This is a genomic window from Paenibacillus medicaginis, assembly GCF_042138635.1.
GTDB classification, from domain to species: domain Bacteria; phylum Bacillota; class Bacilli; order Paenibacillales; family Paenibacillaceae; genus Paenibacillus; species Paenibacillus medicaginis.
Genome location: NZ_JBHIRY010000010.1, coordinates 91,249 through 113,630, shown reverse-complemented (window position 1 = coordinate 113,630; position 22,382 = coordinate 91,249). Strand labels below are relative to the sequence as shown.

19 protein-coding genes are annotated in these 22,382 nt (G+C 48.5%); 3 read left to right on the top strand and 16 right to left on the bottom strand.

Annotated features, from left to right (window positions below; genetic code table 11):
- Nucleotides 1-12: 12 nt before the first annotated feature.
- From ACE5LO_RS12650 to ACE5LO_RS12605, 10 genes are all read right to left on the bottom strand, one after another.
- Nucleotides 13-915, bottom strand: a complete 903-nt coding sequence (locus ACE5LO_RS12650; RefSeq protein ID WP_375520384.1) for a carbohydrate ABC transporter permease — start codon at nucleotides 913-915, stop codon at nucleotides 13-15.
- Nucleotides 916-934: 19 nt separating this feature from the next.
- Complete coding sequence (locus ACE5LO_RS12645) at nucleotides 935-1,834, bottom strand: carbohydrate ABC transporter permease (RefSeq protein ID WP_375520383.1); 900 nt, start codon at nucleotides 1,832-1,834, stop codon at nucleotides 935-937.
- A 69-nt stretch (nucleotides 1,835-1,903) separates the two neighbouring features.
- The gene (locus tag ACE5LO_RS12640; protein ID WP_375520382.1) at nucleotides 1,904-3,304 is read right to left on the bottom strand and encodes an ABC transporter substrate-binding protein; all 1,401 of its coding nucleotides are present in this window, start codon (nucleotides 3,302-3,304) and stop codon (nucleotides 1,904-1,906) included.
- A 129-nt stretch (nucleotides 3,305-3,433) separates the two neighbouring features.
- A complete protein-coding gene (locus ACE5LO_RS12635) occupies nucleotides 3,434-5,068 on the bottom strand; it encodes a response regulator (protein WP_375520381.1) in 1,635 nt (544 codons plus the stop codon).
- Nucleotides 5,055-6,818: a cache domain-containing sensor histidine kinase gene (locus ACE5LO_RS12630; RefSeq protein ID WP_375520380.1), complete on the bottom strand. Its 1,764-nt coding sequence runs from the start codon at nucleotides 6,816-6,818 to the stop codon at nucleotides 5,055-5,057. Before ACE5LO_RS12630 ends, ACE5LO_RS12635 begins: the two co-directional genes overlap by 14 nt.
- A 128-nt stretch (nucleotides 6,819-6,946) precedes the next feature.
- Nucleotides 6,947-9,115 carry a 3-keto-alpha-glucoside-1,2-lyase-like domain-containing protein gene (locus ACE5LO_RS12625; RefSeq protein WP_375520379.1) on the bottom strand — a complete coding sequence of 723 codons (2,169 nt, stop codon included), beginning with the start codon at nucleotides 9,113-9,115 and terminating at the stop codon, nucleotides 6,947-6,949.
- A gap of 178 nt (nucleotides 9,116-9,293) precedes the next feature.
- Nucleotides 9,294-10,493, bottom strand: a complete 1,200-nt coding sequence (locus ACE5LO_RS12620; RefSeq protein WP_375520426.1) for an MFS transporter — start codon at nucleotides 10,491-10,493, stop codon at nucleotides 9,294-9,296.
- Nucleotides 10,494-10,553: 60 nt separating this feature from the next.
- Nucleotides 10,554-11,582 (bottom strand): ROK family protein, encoded by a 1,029-nt coding sequence (locus tag ACE5LO_RS12615; RefSeq protein WP_375520378.1) that lies wholly within the window; start codon nucleotides 11,580-11,582, stop codon nucleotides 10,554-10,556.
- A gap of 159 nt (nucleotides 11,583-11,741) precedes the next feature.
- On the bottom strand, nucleotides 11,742-12,815 hold the full coding sequence (locus ACE5LO_RS12610) for a Gfo/Idh/MocA family protein (RefSeq protein ID WP_375520377.1): 1,074 nt from the start codon (nucleotides 12,813-12,815) through the stop codon (nucleotides 11,742-11,744).
- Nucleotides 12,816-12,845: 30 nt separating this feature from the next.
- Nucleotides 12,846-13,997 (bottom strand): Gfo/Idh/MocA family protein, encoded by a 1,152-nt coding sequence (locus ACE5LO_RS12605; protein WP_375520376.1) that lies wholly within the window; start codon nucleotides 13,995-13,997, stop codon nucleotides 12,846-12,848.
- A gap of 157 nt (nucleotides 13,998-14,154) precedes the next feature.
- On the opposite strand from ACE5LO_RS12605, the gene ACE5LO_RS12600 reads away from it, so the two are divergent.
- Nucleotides 14,155-15,039 carry a helix-turn-helix domain-containing protein gene (locus tag ACE5LO_RS12600; protein WP_375520375.1) on the top strand — a complete coding sequence of 295 codons (885 nt, stop codon included), beginning with the start codon at nucleotides 14,155-14,157 and terminating at the stop codon, nucleotides 15,037-15,039.
- Here ACE5LO_RS12600 and ACE5LO_RS12595 read toward each other — a convergent pair.
- The 3 genes from ACE5LO_RS12595 to ACE5LO_RS12585 all read right to left on the bottom strand — a co-directional run bounded on the left by ACE5LO_RS12595 (nucleotide 14,990) and on the right by ACE5LO_RS12585 (nucleotide 17,200).
- Nucleotides 14,990-15,964 (bottom strand): glycosyltransferase, encoded by a 975-nt coding sequence (locus ACE5LO_RS12595; protein WP_375520374.1) that lies wholly within the window; start codon nucleotides 15,962-15,964, stop codon nucleotides 14,990-14,992. The two genes, ACE5LO_RS12600 and ACE5LO_RS12595, sit on opposite strands and share 50 nt — an antisense overlap.
- Before the next feature lie 197 nt (nucleotides 15,965-16,161).
- Nucleotides 16,162-16,626, bottom strand: coding sequence for a DUF8821 family protein (locus tag ACE5LO_RS12590; RefSeq protein ID WP_375520373.1), 465 nt, complete (start codon nucleotides 16,624-16,626; stop codon nucleotides 16,162-16,164).
- Nucleotides 16,627-16,720: 94 nt separating this feature from the next.
- Nucleotides 16,721-17,200: a GyrI-like domain-containing protein gene (locus ACE5LO_RS12585; protein ID WP_375520372.1), complete on the bottom strand. Its 480-nt coding sequence runs from the start codon at nucleotides 17,198-17,200 to the stop codon at nucleotides 16,721-16,723.
- 111 nt (nucleotides 17,201-17,311) lie between these two features.
- Here ACE5LO_RS12585 and ACE5LO_RS12580 point away from each other — a divergent pair, with 111 nt between their 5' ends.
- Complete coding sequence (locus ACE5LO_RS12580; RefSeq protein WP_375520371.1) at nucleotides 17,312-18,289, top strand: helix-turn-helix transcriptional regulator; 978 nt, start codon at nucleotides 17,312-17,314, stop codon at nucleotides 18,287-18,289.
- Here the strand turns inward: ACE5LO_RS12580 and ACE5LO_RS12575 are convergent.
- Nucleotides 18,261-18,857, bottom strand: coding sequence for a TetR/AcrR family transcriptional regulator (locus ACE5LO_RS12575; protein WP_375520370.1), 597 nt, complete (start codon nucleotides 18,855-18,857; stop codon nucleotides 18,261-18,263). The genes ACE5LO_RS12580 and ACE5LO_RS12575 overlap by 29 nt on opposite strands.
- Before the next feature lie 197 nt (nucleotides 18,858-19,054).
- Nucleotides 19,055-19,813, bottom strand: a complete 759-nt coding sequence (locus ACE5LO_RS12570) for a 3-oxoacyl-ACP reductase family protein (protein ID WP_375520369.1) — start codon at nucleotides 19,811-19,813, stop codon at nucleotides 19,055-19,057.
- A 375-nt stretch (nucleotides 19,814-20,188) separates the two neighbouring features.
- Here ACE5LO_RS12570 and ACE5LO_RS12565 point away from each other — a divergent pair, with 375 nt between their 5' ends.
- Nucleotides 20,189-20,824 carry a LysE family transporter gene (locus ACE5LO_RS12565; protein WP_375520368.1) on the top strand — a complete coding sequence of 212 codons (636 nt, stop codon included), beginning with the start codon at nucleotides 20,189-20,191 and terminating at the stop codon, nucleotides 20,822-20,824.
- A 279-nt stretch (nucleotides 20,825-21,103) separates the two neighbouring features.
- Here ACE5LO_RS12565 and ACE5LO_RS12560 read toward each other — a convergent pair whose 3' ends face one another.
- Entirely contained in the window at nucleotides 21,104-22,219 is a 1,116-nt protein-coding gene (locus ACE5LO_RS12560; RefSeq protein WP_375520425.1) for an RNA-guided endonuclease InsQ/TnpB family protein, read from the bottom strand.
- Between the last annotated feature and the right edge of the window lie 163 nt (nucleotides 22,220-22,382).

The window sequence follows — 22,382 nt, the reverse complement described above, 5'->3', positions numbered from 1 at the left end:
ACGGAATTGAATTTAGCCTTTGACCGAACCCGCCGTCACCTGGATAAACGTCTTGTTTGCCAGAATATAAGCGAGCAGCATCGGCAGGATCGACAAACATGCTCCCGCCATCATCAGATGGATCTGCATGGCCGCGGAAGAGCCGTAGCGGAGATTCGCCAGCCCGACAGTGAGCGTCTGCAGCTGCGGATTGGTCATCGTGAACACCAGCGGCAGAATGTATTCGTTCCACGCATGGCGGAAGGCGAACAGCCCGGCCACGCCCAGCCCCGGTGTCAAGAGCGGCAGGATAATCCGGAAGAAGGTGCGTATGAACCCGGAGCCATCCACCATTGCCGCTTCATCAAGCTCGCGGGGAATAGCTTTGAAGAAGCCTTGCAGCATAAAAAACGTGCTGGAATGGGCGCTGATCAGAATGAGGATGACTCCCCACAGCGTGGTATTCAGGTGCAGGGCCACCATCAGATCAAACTGCGGGCGCAGCACAATGGCGCCGACGGATATAAACATCATCGATGCCTGCACCGTTACATACAGGGATTTGCCGGGAAAATCGCGCCTGTCCACCACATAAGCCGCCATGGAAGCTACCAGCAGAGTGCCTGCTGTAACCATAATACTGACAAAAGCACTGTTCCAGGTATAGCGGGCGAAATTAGCCTGTTTCCAGGCTTCCGCATAGTTGGCGAATTGCAGCTTGGCCGGCAGCAGGCTGCCGCCGGTCATCATTTCGGCGCCAGTCTTGAGAGAACCAGATAATGTCATAAGCAGGGGAAACAAAGTCAGCATCGCCGTTGCTAATAAAAAGATCCACATGACCGTGCGGGCCACAAATCTGCCTGCATGGCCGGAAGTCGGGCGGGCTGCGATTTTCCCGCGCCTGTCTGGCAGTTGGGGTAACACCTGTTTGTTCATTTGTATATCCTCCTGCACGCTAATACATTTTGTTCATTTTACGGCTCAATAAGAAATACAAGCCGGTGATCGCCCCGACGATAACAGCACTTGCGAAGCCTACGGCACTGCCGTATCCAAGCTGCTGCGTTACAGGCGAACCCGTAGATACCGGGAACAGCAGTTTGTACAGATAGAGATACATGACCTCGGTTTTGCCGATCGGTCCTCCTTCCGTGATGACCATAATGCTCTCATAGCCTTTCAGGGAAGCGATAATGGCCAGCATGATGACCATCTGAGCAACTGGGGCCAGCAGCGGAAGCGTGATGCTCCAAAACCGTCTTCCGGCGTTCGCGCCGTCAATGGCTGCGCTCTCGTACAAATCCTGCGGAATGCTCTGCAGCCCGGCCAGGAACAGCAGCATATAGTTGCCAACCGCGCCCCATACTGCCACAAGAATGACTGTGAGCATCGCATGCTTCGGTCCGAACCAGTCGATCGGCTGCGAGACCAGGTGCAGCTTCATCAGAACGGTGTTAACCATCCCGTTATAGGAATTGAAGATATTATAGAAAACAACGGATATGACTGCGGTACTGATAACCGTCGGCATAAAATAAATGCCCCGCAGCAAATTTCCGCCCCGCAGCTTGCCGTTCAGGATGACCGCCAGCAGCAGGGACAACGGAAGCGTCAGCAGCAGCTTGCCTCCGGCAAAGATAAAGGTATTGCCAACCGATTCCCAGAACAGCTCGTCGCGCAGCAACCGGCGGAAATTGTCCAGGCCAATGAACAGCGCATCACCGTACCCGGCATAATCATAGAACATATAGCGCAGCATCCAGAGCAGGGGATAGATGCCTAAGGCGGCCGTCAGAATGATGCTCGGGACCAGAAACAGAGCATTCTCCCCCAGCCGTTTCCATTTAAAGCGCATGATTCATTCCTCCTTCGGGAAAAGAAACAGGGCATCCGCCAAGAAGTGCGCGTCAGCCCATCCTTCCTGTTATTTTCCCTGCGGTTTGCTTGGATCAAAAGCAGGGTTCGGCGTTACAGTGACCTCGCCTTTCTCCACAGCTTTGGACAATGCGGCGTTATATCTTGCGTTCAAATTCGTTGTAATCGCTTTCAATTCTCCCCCGTCGAGGATATATTTGAAGAAAGCATCCGCATAGGTGGAACCTTCCGGAGTCACGCTTGGCGCAGCGGGCCAGAGCGAGTCGTGTTCTCCGACCAGGAAGCCTTCCATCCCGCCGATCTCCGGGTTTTTGGCCTGTTCCACAATACTTGGCACAATGGCAATCCCGAAGCCCTTCTCATGATAGGTCTGCAAAACCTCGTCGCCGTACATATACTGCATGAATTTCCAGGCTGCGTCCTGATGGGCCGATTTAGCGCTGATGCCGAGCCAGGTTCCGGCGGACACGATTTCGGAAGTTCCCCTGATCTGTCCGTCCAGCGTCGGGGCCAGGGCGCCTGCCCAGTTGATTTCTGTCGGGAATTGATCCTTGTACACGCCCGGTTCTGTCGAGAAGGAAAGATACATGCCGATTTTGCCTGCCGCGAATTGGGCGCGAAGCGGGTCGATATCCAGCGATTCCGCCCCGGGCAGAATGCTTCCGTCTTCATACATCTGCTTGAAATATTCGATGGCCTGCGCGTAAGGCGCGAAATCGAATTGGCCTGTTTTCGGATCGAAACCAAGTCCCTGATAACCGCTTAAGGAGAGGATCTCCCGGATGGAACGGTCAAATGCCTGTTTGGGACTTTTAAAGTTCAGCGCAAAACCGTAGATGCCTTCGGACTTGCCGATTTCGGTGATTTTCCTGGCATCATCCACCATTTCCTGCAGCGATGCCGGAGGCTTCTCGATGCCCGCTTTGGCAAAGAGATCCTTGTTGTAGACCAGACGCATGGTGAGGCCGGTGTTAGCCAGAGAGTACACCTTGCCGTCAAAACGGTTGACATTGTCGATCAACAGACTACCGAATTTCGTTTTCATGTCATCGGTAAGATAATTGTCAATCGGCGCCAGATACCCTTTTTTGACGAACTCGGACGTATTGGCGCTCTTCAGACGCAGCACATCCGGCGCCTGGTTGCTGGAAAAGGCAATATCGACGCTTTGCGTGTAGTTCTCGGACATCACCGTCAATTCCACCTGAATATTGTCGCCGTTCGTCTCATTAAACTTGTTGATCAATTCCTTGATATACTCTTGGTCGTGGCGGTCGTCAGTCCAGTATTTCAACTGTACAGGTGTGCCTGTTTCGGCTGCGGGAGCCGCTGTGCCGTCGTTAGGCGCTCCAATCGTCGCCCCGCCATTGCCGTTGTTGTTCCCGCCGCAGCCTGCGATTCCGACGGACAGTAGGAGGCTCAAGCCGAGACCTAACCATTTTTTTTGCATACATCCAGCCCCTTTGATTGACGTTTGTATTGTGAGCTCATTTTTAGTATAGACCCTCATACTCAGAAAAGGAGTGAGGCAAATTCACTCTCCAGGGATGGAATTCTATGGTCTCCCGCAGCATGTGTCTCACGCCTCCGGCTGGTCCGGGTGATAACCTGCCCTAAATTCCGATGGTGTCTGGCCGGTGATCTTCTTGAACATCTCGCTGAAATATCGGCGCTCCTCATAGCCTACAGCCGCAGCCACCTCCTGCACCTGTGCCCCCTCCACCAGCAGCAGCTTCGCTTTCTGGATGCGTTCCGAGGTTGTATACTGGGTGACCGTCATCCCGGTCACCTTCTTGAACAGGCTGGAAAAGTAGCTGGCGCTGAGATGAACATGGGCGGCGCATTCGCCGACGGTGAGTTCCTCGGACAAGCGGCCCTTGATATAGTCCATGGCTTCATAAATCATCCTCTGCCCTTCGGATAAGCAGTTCCGGCGCACCAGTCCGGCTCCCTCCGTGCATAAGGCAAGCAACTGACGCTGCAGGGACGCCAGCGACAGCCCCGCTGTCCCTTGCACCGCCCTGAAGCGCTGAATCAGCGGCTGAATGTCCGGATATGGAACCATCTCATAAAAGGTGCGAATGGCTGAAGCGGCCAGCTCATCGTACAGACTGAGGAGGTAATCCGGATTTTGCCGGGAGACCAGGCTCTGCAGCGTTTCCGAAATCGCGGACAGAATGGCGCCCGTCCGCCCGACATTCCCGGAACGAAGAGCCAGCAGCAACTCATCCTTGTACTCCAGTACCAGCGGCTCCTGGCTTCCGTTCTGGTGAATATCATCGTACATAATGGCCGCATTGCCTTCGGTGAACAGGTGATGGGAGAGCGCCCGCTGAGCCTGACGGCAGGAATCTGGCAGCTCGCTGATCTCCTCCACTCTGCCGCCGACCCCGACCGAAACCGTAAACTTGGTATACCGCTTAATATTCCGGCAGCACTGCTCGGCAATTTCGATCGGACTGAACGGACTGGACATACATGTATCGTTCAGTATGGCCAGGTACCGGTCATGATGGGCGCGGAAAACGACACTGCGCGCATAGTCAGCGAGTGTCTCCTGCATGATATTCAACAGTGAGAAACGGATCAGCTCCATCTCCCGGATGGACAACTCGGTAACCTGCTCCTGGAAACGGTCGATTTCGATCAGCATCACCACGAGACCCTGAGGCTCCAGCTCAATATTCAGAAAATCCCACCGCCCCGAAGCCTCTTCCCATGAAGTGCGGTGGCTCACGAGCAGCGCAAAGTATTCCTGCCGCAGCACCGGCATGCTCTCGCGGAGCTTATTCTCCATTTCCCTCAGACTTAAGCGCTTGGACCTCTCTTCCATAATCACAGCCTTGGCCCGCAGCACCGTCGACATGATATCTTCCTCTGAAAAGGGCTTCACCACAAAATCAAACGCTCCCAGTTGCACCGCCTGCTTCGCATATTCGAAGTCGGCATAACCGCTGATCAGAATAACCTTGCAACTGCGGTTCTCTTCCAAAACCGCACGCAGCAAGCTCAACCCGTTCATTCTCGGCATTCGTATATCGGTAATGACCAGATCCGGCCGCAGCCCGTTGATCAGCTTCAGTCCCTCTTCCCCATTACTTGATACCCCCGCGACTCGAATCCCCTGTTCTTCCCAGTTCATCGTGGTCAATCCGTCCACCACGCTTTTGATATCATCGATAATGCAGAGACTGACCGTCTCATGATTGCTCATCCGAATGCTCCTCCTTCCTGGGTAAAGAAATCCGTATTTCTGTTCCGCGTTCCGGCGCACTATCCAGATGAAATTCCGCACCGTCCCCGTAATAGAGCTGAAGCCGCCGGATCAGATTGGACACGGCATAGCCCTTCTCCGATTCCCGCCAAAAGAGTGCGCACACCTGGTCTTCGTCCATGCCGCTGCCGTTATCGCGTACGGCAAGCGTCCAGCGTTCCCCATCTCCGGCAATTTCAATCTCGATCCGTCCACCGTTCACCAGGTCGCGAAAACCATGCAGAATGCTGTTCTCCACCAGCGGCTGCAAAATGATACGCGGAATCGAAAGCACGGACAGATCGGGCTCGCGGACATGAATCTCATAGGAGAACAACCCTTCATAACAGCTTGACTGCAGCTCCAGATACTGGCGCACATGCTCCAGTTCTTTCGACAATGTCGTAATTTCCTGGCCGTTGTTCAGCCCGAGCTGGAACAGCCGGGAGAGTGACATGACCATTTTTTGCGAAGGCCCAACCTGCTGCAAATTCAGCTTCCAGTAGATGGTGTTCAGGGTGTTGTACAGAAAATGCGGATCCATCTGCCCCGACAGCGCCTTGATCTCCGCAGACCGCTTATGCGTCTGCGCTTCCGTGACCTCTTCAATTAATACCACAATCTGCTCCAGCATCCGGTTGAACCGGAAGCCCACCTGTGCGAGCTCATCTCCGCTGCCGCTCTCAAAGCGGGCGGACAAATCATTGTTCTCCACCCGCTTCATCACCTTCAGCAGCCCTTGCAGCGGCTTCAGCAGATAGCGCGTCAACGCACCGGAAATCAACGTTGTTACGGCAAAAGCCGCCAGAGCAACTCCGGCGATCAGCCATTTCACATATACCATGTCCTTCAGCACGCCGGCCTGAGACTGGATGGTGGTCATCGTCCAATCCGCAATGCCGAGCCGGGCATAATTGAGCAAATAAGCTTTGCCGTTCAGTTCAAAGGATTGGCTGCCTTCCGGGCGGTTCATCATATCCCTCAGATTCCCTGAGTCCACCGCCTGCCGGACCAGCGGCTCCTTCACAGAGTAGATCGTCTCGCCTTGAGCGTTCAGCAAAAAGCTGGACGCCCCTGTCCCGCTGTCTCCCTGCACCAGCTTGCGGAAGCCGTCCTCGCGGATATTCACGACAATATAGACATCGCTGACCGGAAAGTCGAAGATCGGCTCCAGAATCAACGAGATGACACGTTCCCTGCCAGAGAAGAGCATATCCTCATGGCCCTCCACCCAAAGGTTCTTTTTCTCCTGTTCGATACGCTCATATAGAAAGGTATCTTCAAACGCAGTGAGCCGATTGCGGTTCATGGACGAAGGATAGAATTCGCCAATCGGCGTAGTGACGTAGATGGACTGTATCAGCGGCTCGGCGATCCGCGCCTGTGAGAAAACGTTGTCAAGATCGTTCAGATGCGTGTAATACCCGCTGGTGTCTCCGGAGGCGGCATCCTTCAGCATATCGTAAAAAGGCTGGCTGATCATGAACGTCATCATAATCAGCATCAGCTTGTTCAGCTTCTCATCCACGATCTGCGTGGACCTGACCACCGTGTCCTGTGTGAGCTTCAGCGCGTTCTTTTCCAGGGTGACAGCCGAAATATAATAAGACAGCCCGCCGGTCATCAGCACGGAGATCAGGATGACGGCCAGAAATGCGATTTTGAGTTTGTTACGGAACGATTGCCTGCGAAGATAGTCCAAGCTTCTCACGCCTTCCGTTAAAAATCTCTATCTTTTGATTATGTCACCGCATCCCCCTGTACGACAATGCAAAAAAACGGAGCTGTCCCGAGCAGCCATTTCATGGCTTTAGGGGCAGCTCCTTCGTATGATCCCATTTAGTCTAGTACCAAAGCATCGTCAAAATGCACGCCTGCCGAGGTGGTCCGGAATCCGATCCCCCCTGCGGTCAATTCTGTTACAGGATTAGTCCATTCCATTTTGAATTGTCCATCCACATAACAGCTAATCTTGTTCCCTTGTATAACCGCCTTAACCGTATACCATTGCTTCTCCTTAGCTGTGAACGGAGTACTGGTTACAAGTTTCAGTTGTCCATTCATAGATTTGTACAATTCCAGCTGTTTATTCGATGAATGGATTCGATACATGTAATAATTATTTGCATCCTGCACCCTGAAGAGAATGCCAGCATTTGCATCGGTGATGGGCATTTTCATTCTGGCTTCATACGTGTAATCCGTCCATAAGCCACCGGCATTGGCGGTAATCAGGGATGTGGTTGTCTGGCTCCCGCTGGACAGCACTTTATTCGTACCGTCTGTTGGTACGGTCCAGCCGCCTGTGACAGACGTCCATCCCGCCGTGTTTCCGTCTTCGAAATTGTCGCTGAATAGCGGCGCCGTGGAATTGGCAAAAATGACACCGTTTACATTATTATTGGTGGTAACATTCAAGTCGTTCAGGTTTGTTGCCAGCTTGCCTTCAACATAAACATCTGTGAACGTGACCCCATTAATCATTCCGCCCTTGGTGGCATTCCCGGAAAGTCTGGATTTCTGAGATCCTGTCTCGCGAACATTGATGTTCTTTAATATAACATTGCTTACATCGCCGGAAGTACTGGTAGAAACCCCGAGCCAATAGTTCCCGAATTGATTGATACCGACGCGTTCGATATCGATATTTTCAAAAGTAATATCTTGAGCGTAACCTTCCTCCGGAAGCGTATTATATTGGTAACCATGATCAACCAGCAATGCCCGGGCGCTCTGATACACATACGAATTCCGGATGGTTACGCCGATCTGCGGCTGGGCCACTCCCATACCAATCTTGAAAGCCGCACATCTCGTCCATGCAAAAGCGTCATCAAAAACCACATTTTCCAAATGTTCAAGCGCTCCCGGCCACCCTTTAGACATCCCCGTTTGCAGCCAGGTTTTGGTAGAAAAAGTGTCATCATCCGATATGCCAATCGCATGTTGAACAAGCACGTCCTGACTTTCATTGATATCGATAACGTCATTCTCGATTTTGTATAAATCCTGGAATCCCTTGAGGTTTTTGATGGTCACATGGTCGGAACGAACCACCATAAATGACCAGAAACCGGCATCCCGCAATATTAAACCATCAAACGTAAAATTTGTGGTTGCGATCGGTACGAGCAGGTTATTCAGGAGCCCTTCATTTTTATGCGGCGCCGGCATCTTTCGCTCCCGCATCGCTATGCCTTTTCCATCAATGGTTCCCCGTCCCCGTACGGTAATATTGCTGGAATCTACGGCAGTACGGATAAAATACGTTCCATCCGCATTTCGTGAATCCTTGCGAAAATCAATCACGTAGTCTTCCCCCTTGCCCGTGCCAACAATGACAGCGCCTCCGGCCAGGTAAAAGGTCACATTGCTTTTTAATGTCAGGTTCCCGCTTTTATAGACACCAGCCGGAACAAATACAACGCCGCCGCCAGCTTGATGGGCGTCATCGATCGCCTGCTGAATCGCGTCTGATGCCATCAATGTCCCCGTCTTATCTGCGTTGTATGGCGACGCTGTCACATTATAGATCCCGACACCTGAGGATGGGGGAATATCTGTCTCCAGGGGATCTGCGGCGATGACCATCTTCTTCTTCCAGTCATTGATTTTCACGATCACATAGGTTGAGGAAGAAAGCGAAAACGTCAGCTTGTTCCCGTTAACCGTACCCTTGATGTTTTTGGCCTGTGGACTGATGGAATAAGATGTAATCGGCTCACTGGCGGTAACCTCGATATTGACCGTGCCGGAAAAAGAAAATTGAGCGTAATCATAGTCAGCCAGATAGCTGATGACAGGAATCGCTTTGTTATCTGCTTTTAATGAAAATACACTGGATGCGGTATAGATGGATGGCATCGGGTAATTTTGTATCGTGGCTGGAGCAGCGGCGGTCTGTAAGCTCTCAATCTCGGTCGCATCAGCAGTTCGGGGTACAAATCCTGTGATCATGACGGCAAGCACTACCAACAGACTAACTGCTTTTCTTGTAATGGTAAGCATAAAATACCTCCTCAAGATTTTGAAAGCGCTAACATTTATTTGTGCACAAGAACCCCATTTCCTGACGATCAAGCCCTCCCTCCATTAAAACTTTTCACTGTCAAGATGGATTATAATCCCTGCCCAAAAAGAAAGGAGTGGGGTAAGCCCACTCTCCAGGGATACATTCTAACTGTGCTTAGATGACTTCTTTTCTCTTATACAAATACACGTATAAAATAAGTGCGGTTATCGCGCATAATGCTGCACATAATCCAATGAAGCCGTAACCGGCTTGCAGTCCACGAAGCAGGCTTGTGGGCGAATCTTCACCAACCATGTGTTTGACGAGCTCTGTGACTCCCCCGATGAGATAATTGCCGATTACACTGCCTAACCCCATTAACGTAACAGTAAATGTGATAGCGGTATCACTGCCCTTCGGATATCTCTTCGCGATAAAAGCCATCACTGTCGGATAAATCATCGCAATGCCTATACCGGAAGCAGCAAACAGGAACACGACACTTTCACCGCCTAATATGGCAACAAATGTACATAATGCCGAAAACCCTGAGAAGATAATGAGAGATAATACAAAGCCTATCCGATCTGTTAGCGGACCAAGCAATAGCCGGGCCAGTGCGAAGCATAAGAAGAAGATGGATAACATCCCGGAAGCATTAACGGTATCCCAGCTATATGCTTTCTCCAGGAAATTAACGAGCCAGCCGCCAACGGCCAATTCAGATACAACACCAAACGTAAGCACCAGCACCATTAACCATAATACGCGGTCTTTCAGCAAGGCCTTTAATGGAATACGGTCCTCGTGCGAGATGTCATCTCCCGGGAACGTACTGAACAAGGCGATCACAATCGGGATGACGGACAATAGCAGCATCACCATATACATCCCGCGCCAATCCAGCGTGTGGCCAGCAATCGTCACCTTCATCAGGCCAGTTGCAATAAGCGGGGCGACCGTTGAGCTTAAGCCGTAGAAGCCATGCGTCATATTCATCATCATACCCGTGTTTTTCACGAAAATCCGAGCGCTTAGAATGGCCAAGCCAATTTCCAGCATCCCGTTGCCGATATACATCAGGAAATACGAAGCCGAGAACATCGGGTAATAATGAGAAAAGAAAATCAGGATACCGGATACAGCCATAGAGGCGAACGCGGCGACGGTTACCCATTTGATCCCCCATATTTTGGTCAAATAAGCTGTAAAGGAACAGGCGATCAAATAACCCAGGGCGTTCAAGGATAACAAAGTACCGAGTTGAGATTCACTCAGCATAAAATCGAATTGAATGCGTGGTATGGCCGGTCCTTTAATATTTTCCGAGAACCCGAAGATGACGAATCCAATAAATATGGTTGCCAGCTGCATGGCGTAAATCTTGTTGATCTTGCCTATACTTTTTTCCACCCTTTGTGTACTCCTAACTTGTTATCTTTTCTGAGGGACCTGCAGCCGGTAAGTGAGACTTTCCAGCGTAGCTGTGACAAGGCCTGTCATGTATTCCTGTTGAGTATTGTTCCGAATCATGAGCTGCGGCATATGCTCCTCCGGAATATGCTTTAAGCATCCCATATAAAGGTCTTCCAGCTGTGATTCATGAGGCAGTTCGCCTGTAATTGCAATGGTTACCGGATTGATAATCGCGATGATTGAGGATAGTGTCTTAACTGCCAGCCGGATAAAACCTTCTTCTGTATGCAGCTGCCGCAGCTGCTCCTCGCGCGAAATGCCAAACGGTAAGAAGGATACCTCACCGCCAAATGTGGTGTTCCCCGATAAGATCCGTCCGTCTACGATAAAACCGGCACCAGGAAAATGGTTCTTGGGAAAGGTCACAACAGCAAACGTCCTATCTTCTTCGAAATTTTGAAGATGGTAGAAGCCGTATACCGTCATGTTCATGTCGTTCTCAATCGTAATTGGGAGCTCATACTTTTCTTCCAAATAGGGTCCTAACGGCATTCCAGTTAGATCCGGAACATCACATACGCCAATCACTCCAAGGTGAACGATGCCTGGAATCCCGATACCAACGGCTCGAACATTCTCGTTGTCACTGATTAATCCCTCAATCAATTGGTCAATAACATGCCTATCGATATGAGGCAGTCCCAACGTTGTCTCTTTAATAGTCTCGCCAAGCAAATTCACGATGCTGTAGCTGATAGAATGAATGCCGCCTTCCGTCCTGACAAGAAGACAGATAATGCATCCAAAGTTTGCATTGTACTTATATTGCTTGGCTGGTCTGCCGCCATTTGGCCCATCCGGTTCTAATTCGATGACTTCGCCTATGGCAAGCAGCTCATTAAGTATTGTCCCGCAGGTGGCAACACTAAGCTTGGTCAGGCCTGCAATGGACGCTTTTGTAGCTATTCCCTGAGCCTTCAAGGCGTTTTTAACCAGCTCAATATTCATCTTTTTAACTTGAATCGTATTATGCGTGTAAGATGACATGCTCCAACCCCTTTTTTTAATATCTTTTTAAAACTATTTTAATAAATGGAGTATAAAGTTCCCTTACGGATAAGTCAACTACTAGAACCCAAAAAAAGGCAAATAAAACCCCGATGAAGTCAATTCACCGGAGTTCTTTCTTGTGCGGATTCGTAGTGTCTATTTAATTTTAATAGCCATCTCCTGAGCTTTCAGGCACAGCTCCGCCGCGAGGAAGGCATGTTCTTGTGTCATCGCGTTTTCGGTTCGATGCAAGCAATCCAGAATGAGCTCACCGAAGAAGGGATAGCCGATCTGTCCGGCCACCTGGAAGTGGAATTCTCCTTCTTGATTGACCAGATAGACGTGATCTCCTGAGTCGCTACGGGCAATATCGACATTCTTGCGCAGCTCGATGTAGCCTTTTGTTCCCAGAATTATCGTACGTCCGTCTCCCCATGTACTTAATCCGTCCGGGGTCAGCCAGTCCACCCGGAAATAATTCGTCGCTCCATTATCTCCCAGCAAGGTCGCATCACCGAAATCGTCAAGCTCCGGATAATCGGGGCAGCTGTAATTCGCGATCTTGCTGTGCAGCACTTCGGCATGCTTGCAGCCGGCATAATAAAGGAACTGCTCGATCTGATGGCTTCCGATATCGCAGAGAATGCCGCCATAATACTCCTTCTGGAAAAACCACTCCGGACGTGAGGGTGCGTTCAAACGATGCGGACCAAAGCCGGTGACTTGTACGACCTTGCCAATCGCCCCCTCCTCGACAAGCTGGCCGCCATAAACGGCAGATTCGTCATGTAACCTCTCGCTATAATAAACCATGTATTTTTTGCCCGTTTCCCGAACTTTGGCACGGGCCTGTTGCAATTGTTCCAGAGTCGTGAACGGAGCTTTATCCGTAAAATAATCCTTGCCTGCGTCCATTACACGCAAGCCCAAGGCGCAGCGTTCGGAAGTGATGGCGGCTCCGGCCACCAGTTGTACTTCCGTGTCCCCAAGCACTTCCTCTTCCGATGACGCTATTTGTACTTGAGGATACTTGTGCTTAAAAGCCTCCGCTCTATCCGGGTCCCGATCATATACCCACTTTAAGGTGGCGCCCGCTTCGAGCAGACCGTTTACCATTCCATAAATATGACCGTGATCGAGAGCAATGGCTGCGATGACGAATTCCCCGGGCTTGACGACAGGCATCGGTTTCCCGACAGGTGCATAGTTCATTCCATCTTTCTTATCCATGGTTCACCTCGAATTATTTAATGTGATTGACTATTCCAATTTCGTTCCGATCGTGATTTGCTGATCGGCGAAGTTATCGACATGACCGCTTTTCTCGTAGAAATGAATGGCATTCTGTTTAACACCTGCTTGCGTATAGAACGAGTCGCCCGCAACCAGCGGAAGGCAGACGTTCTCTCCCGTACTGGCCGACTTATAAATGCTCATGATCATCTCCAGGGTCGTGCGGCCGCTGACTCCGTCAATTAACGGCGGCTCTCCCGACTCGATGGCATGCAGGACGTTGTCGATTTGAGCGGTATGCCCTTCGTACGGCAAATCCGGCAAGCTGTCGTACACCTGCTGAAGCCGTTCTTCCAGCTCCGTATTCTTTTCCGGGAATCCATTCGATTTGGACGAGGAAGCCGTTACTTTCCAGGGAGCCGAGATGCGGGCGTGTTGTCCCTGGAAGATAAACTGCTGCTCCTCACCATGATGAACGACCGAGCTCGTGATTTGCCCCAATGCCCCATTCGGATAACGAAGCATTGCGATCGATAAATCTTCGACCTCTGCATTGTCGTGCGCGACGTTGCTCATGAACGCCTGAACCTGCTCGGGACGGCCCATCATCCAGAGCAAAGCATCGATGTGATGAACCGCATGATTAAGCGTACAGCCACCTCCTTCCTTCTCCCAGGTGCCGCGCCACCAGAGATCATAGTAGCAATGGCCACGCCACCAGAAGGAATCGATCTGCGCATGCAGGATGGGGCCGGCCAGTCCGGTGTCAAGCATCTTCTTAAGCTTCATGATTGGATTCGTGAACCGGTTCTGCGCCACGACCGACAGCACTTTGCCGCTTTTTTGCGCTGCTTCGATCATGAGATCACATTCCTCCAGCGAGGATGCCATCGGCTTTTCAACCAGTACATGACTTCCGGCATTCAGAAAATCTACCGCAATCGGCGCATGCATATACGGAGGCAAACAAATGGAGACGAGATCGATCCCTTCATCGAGCAGCTCTTTGTAATCGCTAACAACTTTAGCATTCAATGCATACTGCCGTTTCTGCGCTTCTGCCTTGTCGGGATACAAATCGCATAAGGCAGCAATCTCGCATCGCTCCTTAAACCGCAGGTAACCCTCGATATGAGCTTTGGAGATCGCCCCTGCGCCGATTATCGCAACCTTTAACATGATGATTTCCTCCCACGGAATTGATGTCCACAACATGATAGTACCCGAGGAAGGCTGCTCATTGTGAGGCTGCAAGGTGGGAAAAATAACGCTATATTGCGGTTTTGCCGGAGACTCGTTATAGTGAAGAGGATTGAGACAGGAGGTGTCTTTATTCATGCGATATGATCTGTATAAGTTTAATGAGAATCCCATTTATTTCGCCTATAAACGCAAAAGTGTAAACAACGAGCATAAAGAAACCTTTCATTCCCATCTGGGCATCGAGCTGCTGCTGATCCACCAGGGTCGGGGAACGGTGATCGTCAATAACAGGAGCTTCGAGATCAAACCCGGCATGCTCTGTATTTTTCAGCCTTTTCAGCTTCATCATCTGACGCTGGATTATTCACACGACCAATGTTTCGAACGGTCTTTGGCTATTTTTGAACCCACCATGTTCGAAGCGTATTTCGAGAAATGGCCTGCACTTCATGCCTTCTTTACCTATATTTATCTAGGGAAGCTGCCCTTCCCTTGCCTGTACGACATTGACGATCAGCATATCCTGGTTCATCTATTTAGAAACTTTCAGGAGAGGTTGCCTTTTGGAGCAGAGACGAATCGATCGGAGGAGATTTCGCTTTTTCTCGTGAATTTCTTTCATTTTCTCAAGCCGATGTGGAGTCATCTGGAGGGGGACTACGCAGCGTATCCTGCCGGACGCAAAAACCACCAAGTGGAAAAAATATTAAGCTGGATCGAGACGAACTATCATATTCCCTATCGGTTGGACGACTTGGCCAAATCGCTGCATGTATCCCCCTATCATCTTTCCCATTTATTTAAGGAAGCAACCGGGCTCAGCATTTCGGAATATATCGCGGCCCGCAGGATTCATCAGTCTGTTCGCTTATTGACAACGACGACCAAACCGATTTCGTTCATCGCCGAGGAGATCGGCTTGACGAATGTCTCGTACTTCTGCAAATTATTTAAGGAACATATGGACATCACGCCCCATCAATATCGCAAAAGGTGGACAAATCATTCGTTTTATTAAGAATATCCTTGATCTCTGCCAGCAACATTTCGGCACGCTTTGCCGATGAATGGTAATTTTGGACCAACTCATAGCCGTTTCTTGCGATTTGTATTCTTTCTTCCTCATGATCTAAATAATATTGTGCTTTTTCCACAAAGTTATCTTCATTGATGTCTACAAAGTGCTGATCCGGAATAAACCCTAAGTCGTATAACTCTGGTATCGCTGGTGCCAACAAAAGAGTATTACAGGATGGAACCTCAAAGTATTTTGTAATAGGATAATGGAGAATGGAATCACAAGTAAAAAACAACTTGGCACGGTTTATCTCTTGCGCATAATTCTCTCTAACCAGAACCTGCTTGCTTTGGTGTTCATTCTCTTCAATATTTCTATATCCAGGATGCGGATGACATAAAAAATTAGATTCATTTTTCAATTTCTCATAAATTTTAAATCTTAGAGGATAATAGTGTTGGTCTGTGCTTCCCATAAGCAACATATCTATATCTTTTGGTAGAGCATAATCATAAAAAATAGTTGTAGGTGCATGTTGGGGAAGCCATCTCATCAATGGAGAGAGGTCAGGGTAAAAGTGCTTGAAACCATCACGGTATCGGGTGAAGATATATTTAACCTTAATATTTTTCATCTCTTCATTTCGCTGTTTGTGGTTATAATGAATATCATGTACATAAATAGCAAATGGCAGAGTTAATGTATCCAAGCCACTGATGACGGGACAGTTCGTTTCACCAAATTCATTTACAAACACGAAGTCGGGCGGCTGGTCCAATTTTGCTATAATCTCATGAATATCCCCAGGCTGATGCCACTCAGCAATATTGGCTCTCTTCTTTAGTTCATTCAGTAAATGGTAGGTACCATCCGCAAGGTATTTGGAGAAATCTCCGGTTATAAATAATATATTTATAGCGACCATCTAGATACCCTCCAATCATTTTGGATAATTCATTAAATGCGCAGCTCGGACAAGTTGTTTAGATTAAAATGGAAGTATTTCGAAAAAGGCTGTCACCCCATCATTCCGCTGTACACACCACCATCGAGGAATAAAATTAGCGAGGGGGAATTGCGTCACGTAAAGTGACACCGTTCCCCCTCGGCGGTCTGCTTGCTTTAATATTCTCCTTTAATTACAAAAAACGAGCCTCGAATGGTTCCGGCCAGTTTAGACTTCTGCCTGGCAAACTTAAACTTCCCTTCTAACTCTTGGGGTACCTCCATCCCCTCAGAAAGCTTAAAACCAACGGCCCGCTTCTTGGGGTCATCAAGCGTATACATGACATTGAGCCCCAGACCATCCTCATAAAAGACATAAGCAAATTGGATATTTTCCACTTGAAAACGCGACGTTTCCAAAGGCTTGGCCGCAAACTCAAGATCACGTTCTTCTTTCAAAATCCGGTTCACATAATCAAGGGTCTCCCGGCTTTCACTAGCTTGTACAACCGTAAATTCATGCTTATATTTGTTCATAAAGTAGCGGGCTTCATTAGCTCGTAAACCAGCCAGCGCTTCTGCTACTGGTGAAGACCCCAAGCCAACCGTAGACACATTCTTAAAATCAACGATATAGGACATTTCATCCCTCCTGAAAGTTTTGTGAGCGTTACCTCTTAGAACCTGCTTCGAACAAAACTCACATCGGAAGCATTCGCTTAAAGTTTTGTGAGCGTTATTTCCTAACAACAGGAATCCACATTTCGCCATATACTAAGCCGTTTCGCTGCCCCATCTCAACCGTTGTATTTGGCCCGCCAACATAGGCATAATCCTTTGCTTCCGCCAAGGCTTGACCAAAGGCAATGCCAGTAAGCGTATTACTCAACTCTTCAGCCGTCTTCCCTTCCCCTTTAACAACCAGATATTCCCCTTTAGGAAACTGGATAACCCTGGTTGCCTCTGGTAACGATGCCTCTGTCATGACGCCGGCATAATGCATCATCTTGTTATTCACCGCTTCGTTCACGGCAAAAATGTAGTCATTTGCGGCTTTGGCTTTTAAAGTGTCAAGCCTTCCATCTTGTTCCACTGCCTGCCAAAAGTCTGCTTTTTCCTTGTTAATGCCGGCATAGTCTGTGTAATCGCTCTTAAGCTCAATTCCAATGCCTAAAACGGTAAAGCTGTCTTTTTCCTCAAGAGTATAATTTGCCATATTCAAAACCGTCCTTTTTTTAAAATTAATCAAATGATGTTGTCTTTTCACTTGATGAGTTTATAATAACCATAAATCATGTCAAAAAATGAACCTGTTTAGGGGGGCCAGATGAAAAAAGTTGAACGAATTAATACCATCATGCGCTATGTCAACAACCGCGCCCACTTTACCATTTCTGAAATTATGCGTGAATTTAACATCTCTCGTTCGACTGCCCTTAGGGATATTCGAGAAATTGAAGCCATGGGGCTACCACTAGTCGCTGAAGTTGGCAGGGATGGGGGGTATTTTGTCATGAACAACTCTGTCCTGCCGACGGTTCGCTTCACCGATAATGAAATTAAAGCTCTGTTTATTGCCTTTATGGCGACAAGAAATCAACAGCTCCCTTATCTGAAGAGCCGCCAGTCTTTAGCCGAAAAATTACTGGGTCTCATCTCGGAAAGCCAGCAAGATGACCTTGTTCTATTAAATCAAATATTGCTCTTTGAAGGGACCAACCCCCATAATCCCGATCTGCTTGATCTGTCAGACCTGCCCCATCCTATGTTGGAAAAACTCATCGAAATCCTTCTTTTGGACAGCTATTTATTGGTTTCTATCGAGGAGGAGAAGGAAATAAAGTCTTATTCCATTGTTCTCTTGCACCTATATCGGGAAAAAAGCTTATGGTTAATTGAAGGTTTTGACTTGGAGGAAGAAAAGAGGCGGATTATTCCTGTCGACAATCTCACTGATGTAAAACCATACCCCACGAAGAAAAGAGTAAGCAGGAAAAAAATATTAGAAAAACTAAGCAAGCAGGAAGAAGCAGTCAACCTTGTCCTGGAACTTGGTCCCAAGGCGATTGCCCAGTTCAAAAAATACCATCCATTAAAAATTTCACTTTCTTATACGAATCCTTACCAAACGACAGCCATTCTAAAGACTTTTATCAATGTTCATCATTCAGAAGAATTAACCGAAATCACAAATTGGCTGCTTTTCCTGGGTGAAGATATCAAGGTCAAAGAAGTGCCAGGTGAAGTCTTGGAAGGTTTACAAGAGAGCCGACAATTCATTTATATGCTGACAATGCAAACATAGCGATAGTGATCATTTCTTCGAGATCTTCACGGTTGGCCCCGTTCACGGCCTGGACCGTCATACCGTACACGAGGGTCGCGACATACCGGGCCAGGGCGACAGGATCGGCGTGCTTGGGCAAATCCCCATCCTTCTTGGCTTGCTCCAACCGGGTACTTAGCGCTTTTTCGGTTTGAATGCGTAGATCGGTCAATGATTGTTTGATCGGATCGGATTCCTTGCTGTCCGTAAGGGCTCCTTTGATTGTTAAACAGCCTGGAGAATAATTGGGATTGAGCACCGAATCCGCCGTTGCGCGAAGAAGCTTCTCGATGACTAATCGAGCTGTCGGCTCGTTCAGCGCAGCCACTGAAGCTTGAATCGGCTCTTCGCTTATATAAAAATCAAGCGCCATGTGAAACAGGTTTTCTTTGCTGCCGAAGGTTGCATAAAAGCTTGAACGGTTGATTTTCATGGCTTCGGTCAGGTCGGACAACGAAGCTCCTTCATACCCTTTTTGCCGAAAAATCTCTACGGCGCGCTCAAGCGCTTGTTTGATGTCAAATTCCCGCGGACGTCCGGCTGCCATCATCATCTCACCTTTCATAAATCAGATAAGTGATATTTTACTACACAGCTCGGAATTTGCAATGTTTTCGGAAAATATGAAAAGATCCAAACGGCCCGATAAGATCGGTGGCCATCCGGTCTCCTGACAGTCTGGATCTTTTTGCTTGCATAATCTATTTCTTGTTCATCCTGCCCTCGTTAAGAAAGCGCTTGTGATTAAACGCTCCCGCCTCCGTCGACATTCAGGGTTGCCCCGGTAATATAGCTGGCTTCAGGGGAAGCGATATAAGCCACCAAACTTGCAATTTCGGATGCTCTGCCGTATCTTCCCAGCGGAACCATGTTTACGACTGAAGCAGAGGGGCCGTTCGCAGGATTCATATCCGTATCGATCAATCCCGGTTGAATGTTATTGACTGTAACGCCTTGAGGCGCCAGATCGCGCGCCAGCGCCCGTGTCAATCCGGCTACCGCAGCTTTTGTCGAGACATACAGGCTGTTGCCAGTGAATGGATTAAATTCAGCGGCAACACTGCCAATATTGATGACGCGACCGCCTTGTTTCATTTGCGGACCGGCAGCTTGAACGGCAACGAACACCGCCTTCATATTAACAGCAACCATTCGATCGAATTCTTCAAGATCAAACTGGTCATAAGGCGTTAAGCTTGCAATGCCGGCATTATTAACAAGAATATCGATACCGCCAAATGCTTGGATTGCCTCTTCGACAGCACCTTTCACTGCACCGGCATCGGCGCTGTCCGCGCGAATCGCCAAAGCCTGACCACCTGCGCTTTTAATTTCTTGTACCAGTTCATCTGCCTTGCTTTGTGCGCTGACGTAAGTAAAGGCAACTGATGCGCCGTCTTCTGCAAGTCTTTTCACGATTGCTGCGCCAATGCCGCGTGCTCCTCCGGTGACCAAAGCTTTTTTGTCAGCTAACGGTTTATTCATTGTGCTTGTCGTATTCAAATGTAAAACTCCTCTCAATTCATTTTTGAACCTTTCGGTTCATAATTAGGTATGAGGCTATTATGTACCTTTCGGTTCAAAATTGCAAGAAGAAATTTTTATGCTCGTTAGTGATCGATATCCGCACGATCCAAGCCAAACACCGACAACGCAGCGTTGATGGCTTAATGCGCCCATCTCAGTATTCAGAAATAACAAATTGGCTGCTCTTGTTGGGCGGGGATATCAAGGTCAGAGAATTGCCAGGTGAAGTCTTGGAAGGTTTAAAGAAGGGTTGAAAAAAATCTTGTTTTGGATGAATTTATGTATTATGCTGTTCATTATTGTTTTTTCGCTAGTAGCACGAATTTATACATAAGATGAAAGAGGTGTTAAATGGAAATATACTTGAAATACTTCTTGGTTGGCCTTACGATTGCGATGCCAGTCGGAGCAATTACCGTAGAAATGACCAAGCAAGGATTGAAAAACGGATTTATTCATGGCTGGGCGGTCGGCCTTGGTGGAATGACCATTGACCTGACCCTGATTATTGCGATGTATTTGGGTTTTGCCTCCTTCCTGTCCCTGCCGTTTATTCAAATGCCGCTCTGGCTGGTGGGTGCAGCTTTTCTCGCCTATTTGGGTTATGACTCTATCAAGAATGCCGATAAGGATATCACCCCAGCGGATGAAAAAACACAAAAATCGTTTTGGAGTACATACCGGAATGGATTGCTCGTTGCCGTATCACCAGGCAACCTTATTTTTTGGGTCTCCGTTTTCGGTGCCGTTCTTTCCGATTCCTATAGTTCCAACAATACGGGCAATTTCAGCATTGCGGCATGCGGCGTGATTAGTGGCATACTGATTCACGACATCGGTCTGCTGTCTGTCGTCTCCGTAACAAGGACAGTCATGAGCCGAAGAATGATTCAGATGGTTTCGGTTATTGCAGGCATTCTGCTGATCGGTTTCTCGTTATACTTTATTTATGAGTTTGCCCTTGGAATCTGGAATTATATTCAATAATATATTGATATTTCACAATGTTTCATGCTCAAGAAAAGGAGATTGCTGCTGGCGAACTCCTTTTCTTGTCTTCTCGGGGTCATTACATTGAAGGAGTGGTTGTCAACAACTCATGACTAAAGTCACGAGCTTGTCTCTGCCTACTTCGTAGACAGTGCTTGCGCTTCGCACAAGCCTTTTAGACTTATTCCTAACCGGTAGTGCGAACGCACCCTTATCGTGCTCCTACCTTAGCGTGTTGGAACATCAGGACGGTTGACCTCGCCCCTACAACAAGAGCTATACTCCTGTTGTACCTGTACCGATGTACTCGATTCCTTTGCGGTACAGATTCATAGCGCCAATTCGGTCATCGTTCGAGCGATAGTGACAGGTTTGGCATTCAAAGGTGCGCATTTTTTTGTTTCGATTGGCTCGTTCAACATGTCCACATTTCGGGCAGGTTTGGGAAGTATATTTAGGATTTACTGCGATGACGACCTGCTCGTTCAGTTGAGCCTTATACTCCAACATGTCACGGAATTGGTGAAATGCCCAGGAAACCGACACATAACGATGGCGAACACACACTTTTTCCGTGGCGGAACGAACACCTTTTAAATTTTCGATCACAAACAGTGTGCCTTTCGGATACGTTTCAACGAGTGCCTTGGTTACTTGATGGTTGACATCGGTAACATAACGGTTTTCTCTTGAACCGATTTCCTGGAGTCGTTTTCGAGCCGATGGGGTTTGTCTCATCTGAAGTTGTTTGCGTAGAACCTTATACTGGCCACGTTTATGTTTCACCGTTCGTCCAGGATAAAATGTCGTCCGGCTTTGGCTGTCATAGGTGGTGGCGAGAAAGTTGATTCCCAGGTCAATGCCAACAACATGGTTGACCTTTGGAAGATCCAATTCAGGAAACTCTTTGGTCATGGAAATGTGCAAAAACCACTTCTTGTGTTTGTACACGAGCTTGGCCGTGCCCCATTTCCATGTCCCGTCAAAGAAATGCTGCATGCCTCGTTTTTTGTAACGAAGCTTCACCCGCCCGTCCAGTGTATTCACGCTAAACCGATCATGGTTCCAAGAATAATCTCGATTCCATACCAGATCATATTCAGGGCGTTTGAATTTGACCAAGCTCCAATCGTGCCCGTTGGATCGGGTAGATGTATAGCGGGCGATGACGGTTCTGATCACCGATTGTGCCATTTGGCTCTTTAAACCAAAACGACTTCGCAGCTCTCGATAATACAAGTCATGGAGTGTACGCTGACGTAACTCTTTAGTTTGAAAGACCATTGCAGAAAGATAGTTACATGCTTCGCGGTAGGTATGGATGGTCTTGATGAGCATCTCCTTATGTTCATGCGGGACATCGATTTGGATTTTTGCTGTAATGGTGGGTATCGGATTCACCTCTTTTCACTGCATTCAATATAGCACACTATGTTAAATTCTCATGATAAAAGGAGGAAGCATGGACCTTTCGGCTTTCGAGCTACCCATGGTAGCCCTTATGCCGAGCGCAATTCCTCACACGGCTAAAGTCGCGTGTGTCCATGCGCGGTTA

Bases quoted from the DNA above. Each gene is read 5' to 3' on its own strand.
- ACE5LO_RS12585 (WP_375520372.1), bottom strand. From the start codon at position 17,200: ATGGCAAATTATACTCTTGAGGAAAAAGACAGCTTTACCGTTTTAGGC.
- ACE5LO_RS12600 (WP_375520375.1), top strand. From the start codon at position 14,155: ATGCGATATGATCTGTATAAGTTTAATGAGAATCCCATTTATTTCGCC.
- ACE5LO_RS12605 (WP_375520376.1), bottom strand. From the start codon at position 13,997: ATGTTAAAGGTTGCGATAATCGGCGCAGGGGCGATCTCCAAAGCTCAT.
- ACE5LO_RS12565 (WP_375520368.1), top strand. From the start codon at position 20,189: ATGGAAATATACTTGAAATACTTCTTGGTTGGCCTTACGATTGCGATG.
- ACE5LO_RS12640 (WP_375520382.1), bottom strand. From the start codon at position 3,304: ATGCAAAAAAAATGGTTAGGTCTCGGCTTGAGCCTCCTACTGTCCGTC.
- ACE5LO_RS12590 (WP_375520373.1), bottom strand. From the start codon at position 16,626: ATGTCCTATATCGTTGATTTTAAGAATGTGTCTACGGTTGGCTTGGGG.
- ACE5LO_RS12620 (WP_375520426.1), bottom strand. From the start codon at position 10,493: ATGCAGCTGGCAACCATATTTATTGGATTCGTCATCTTCGGGTTCTCG.
- ACE5LO_RS12575 (WP_375520370.1), bottom strand. From the start codon at position 18,857: ATGGCAGCCGGACGTCCGCGGGAATTTGACATCAAACAAGCGCTTGAG.
- ACE5LO_RS12645 (WP_375520383.1), bottom strand. From the start codon at position 1,834: ATGCGCTTTAAATGGAAACGGCTGGGGGAGAATGCTCTGTTTCTGGTC.
- ACE5LO_RS12580 (WP_375520371.1), top strand. From the start codon at position 17,312: ATGAAAAAAGTTGAACGAATTAATACCATCATGCGCTATGTCAACAAC.
- ACE5LO_RS12625 (WP_375520379.1), bottom strand. From the start codon at position 9,115: ATGCTTACCATTACAAGAAAAGCAGTTAGTCTGTTGGTAGTGCTTGCC.
- ACE5LO_RS12635 (WP_375520381.1), bottom strand. From the start codon at position 5,068: ATGAGCAATCATGAGACGGTCAGTCTCTGCATTATCGATGATATCAAA.
- ACE5LO_RS12595 (WP_375520374.1), bottom strand. From the start codon at position 15,964: ATGGTCGCTATAAATATATTATTTATAACCGGAGATTTCTCCAAATAC.
- ACE5LO_RS12615 (WP_375520378.1), bottom strand. From the start codon at position 11,582: ATGTCATCTTACACGCATAATACGATTCAAGTTAAAAAGATGAATATT.
- ACE5LO_RS12610 (WP_375520377.1), bottom strand. From the start codon at position 12,815: ATGGATAAGAAAGATGGAATGAACTATGCACCTGTCGGGAAACCGATG.
- ACE5LO_RS12650 (WP_375520384.1), bottom strand. From the start codon at position 915: ATGAACAAACAGGTGTTACCCCAACTGCCAGACAGGCGCGGGAAAATC.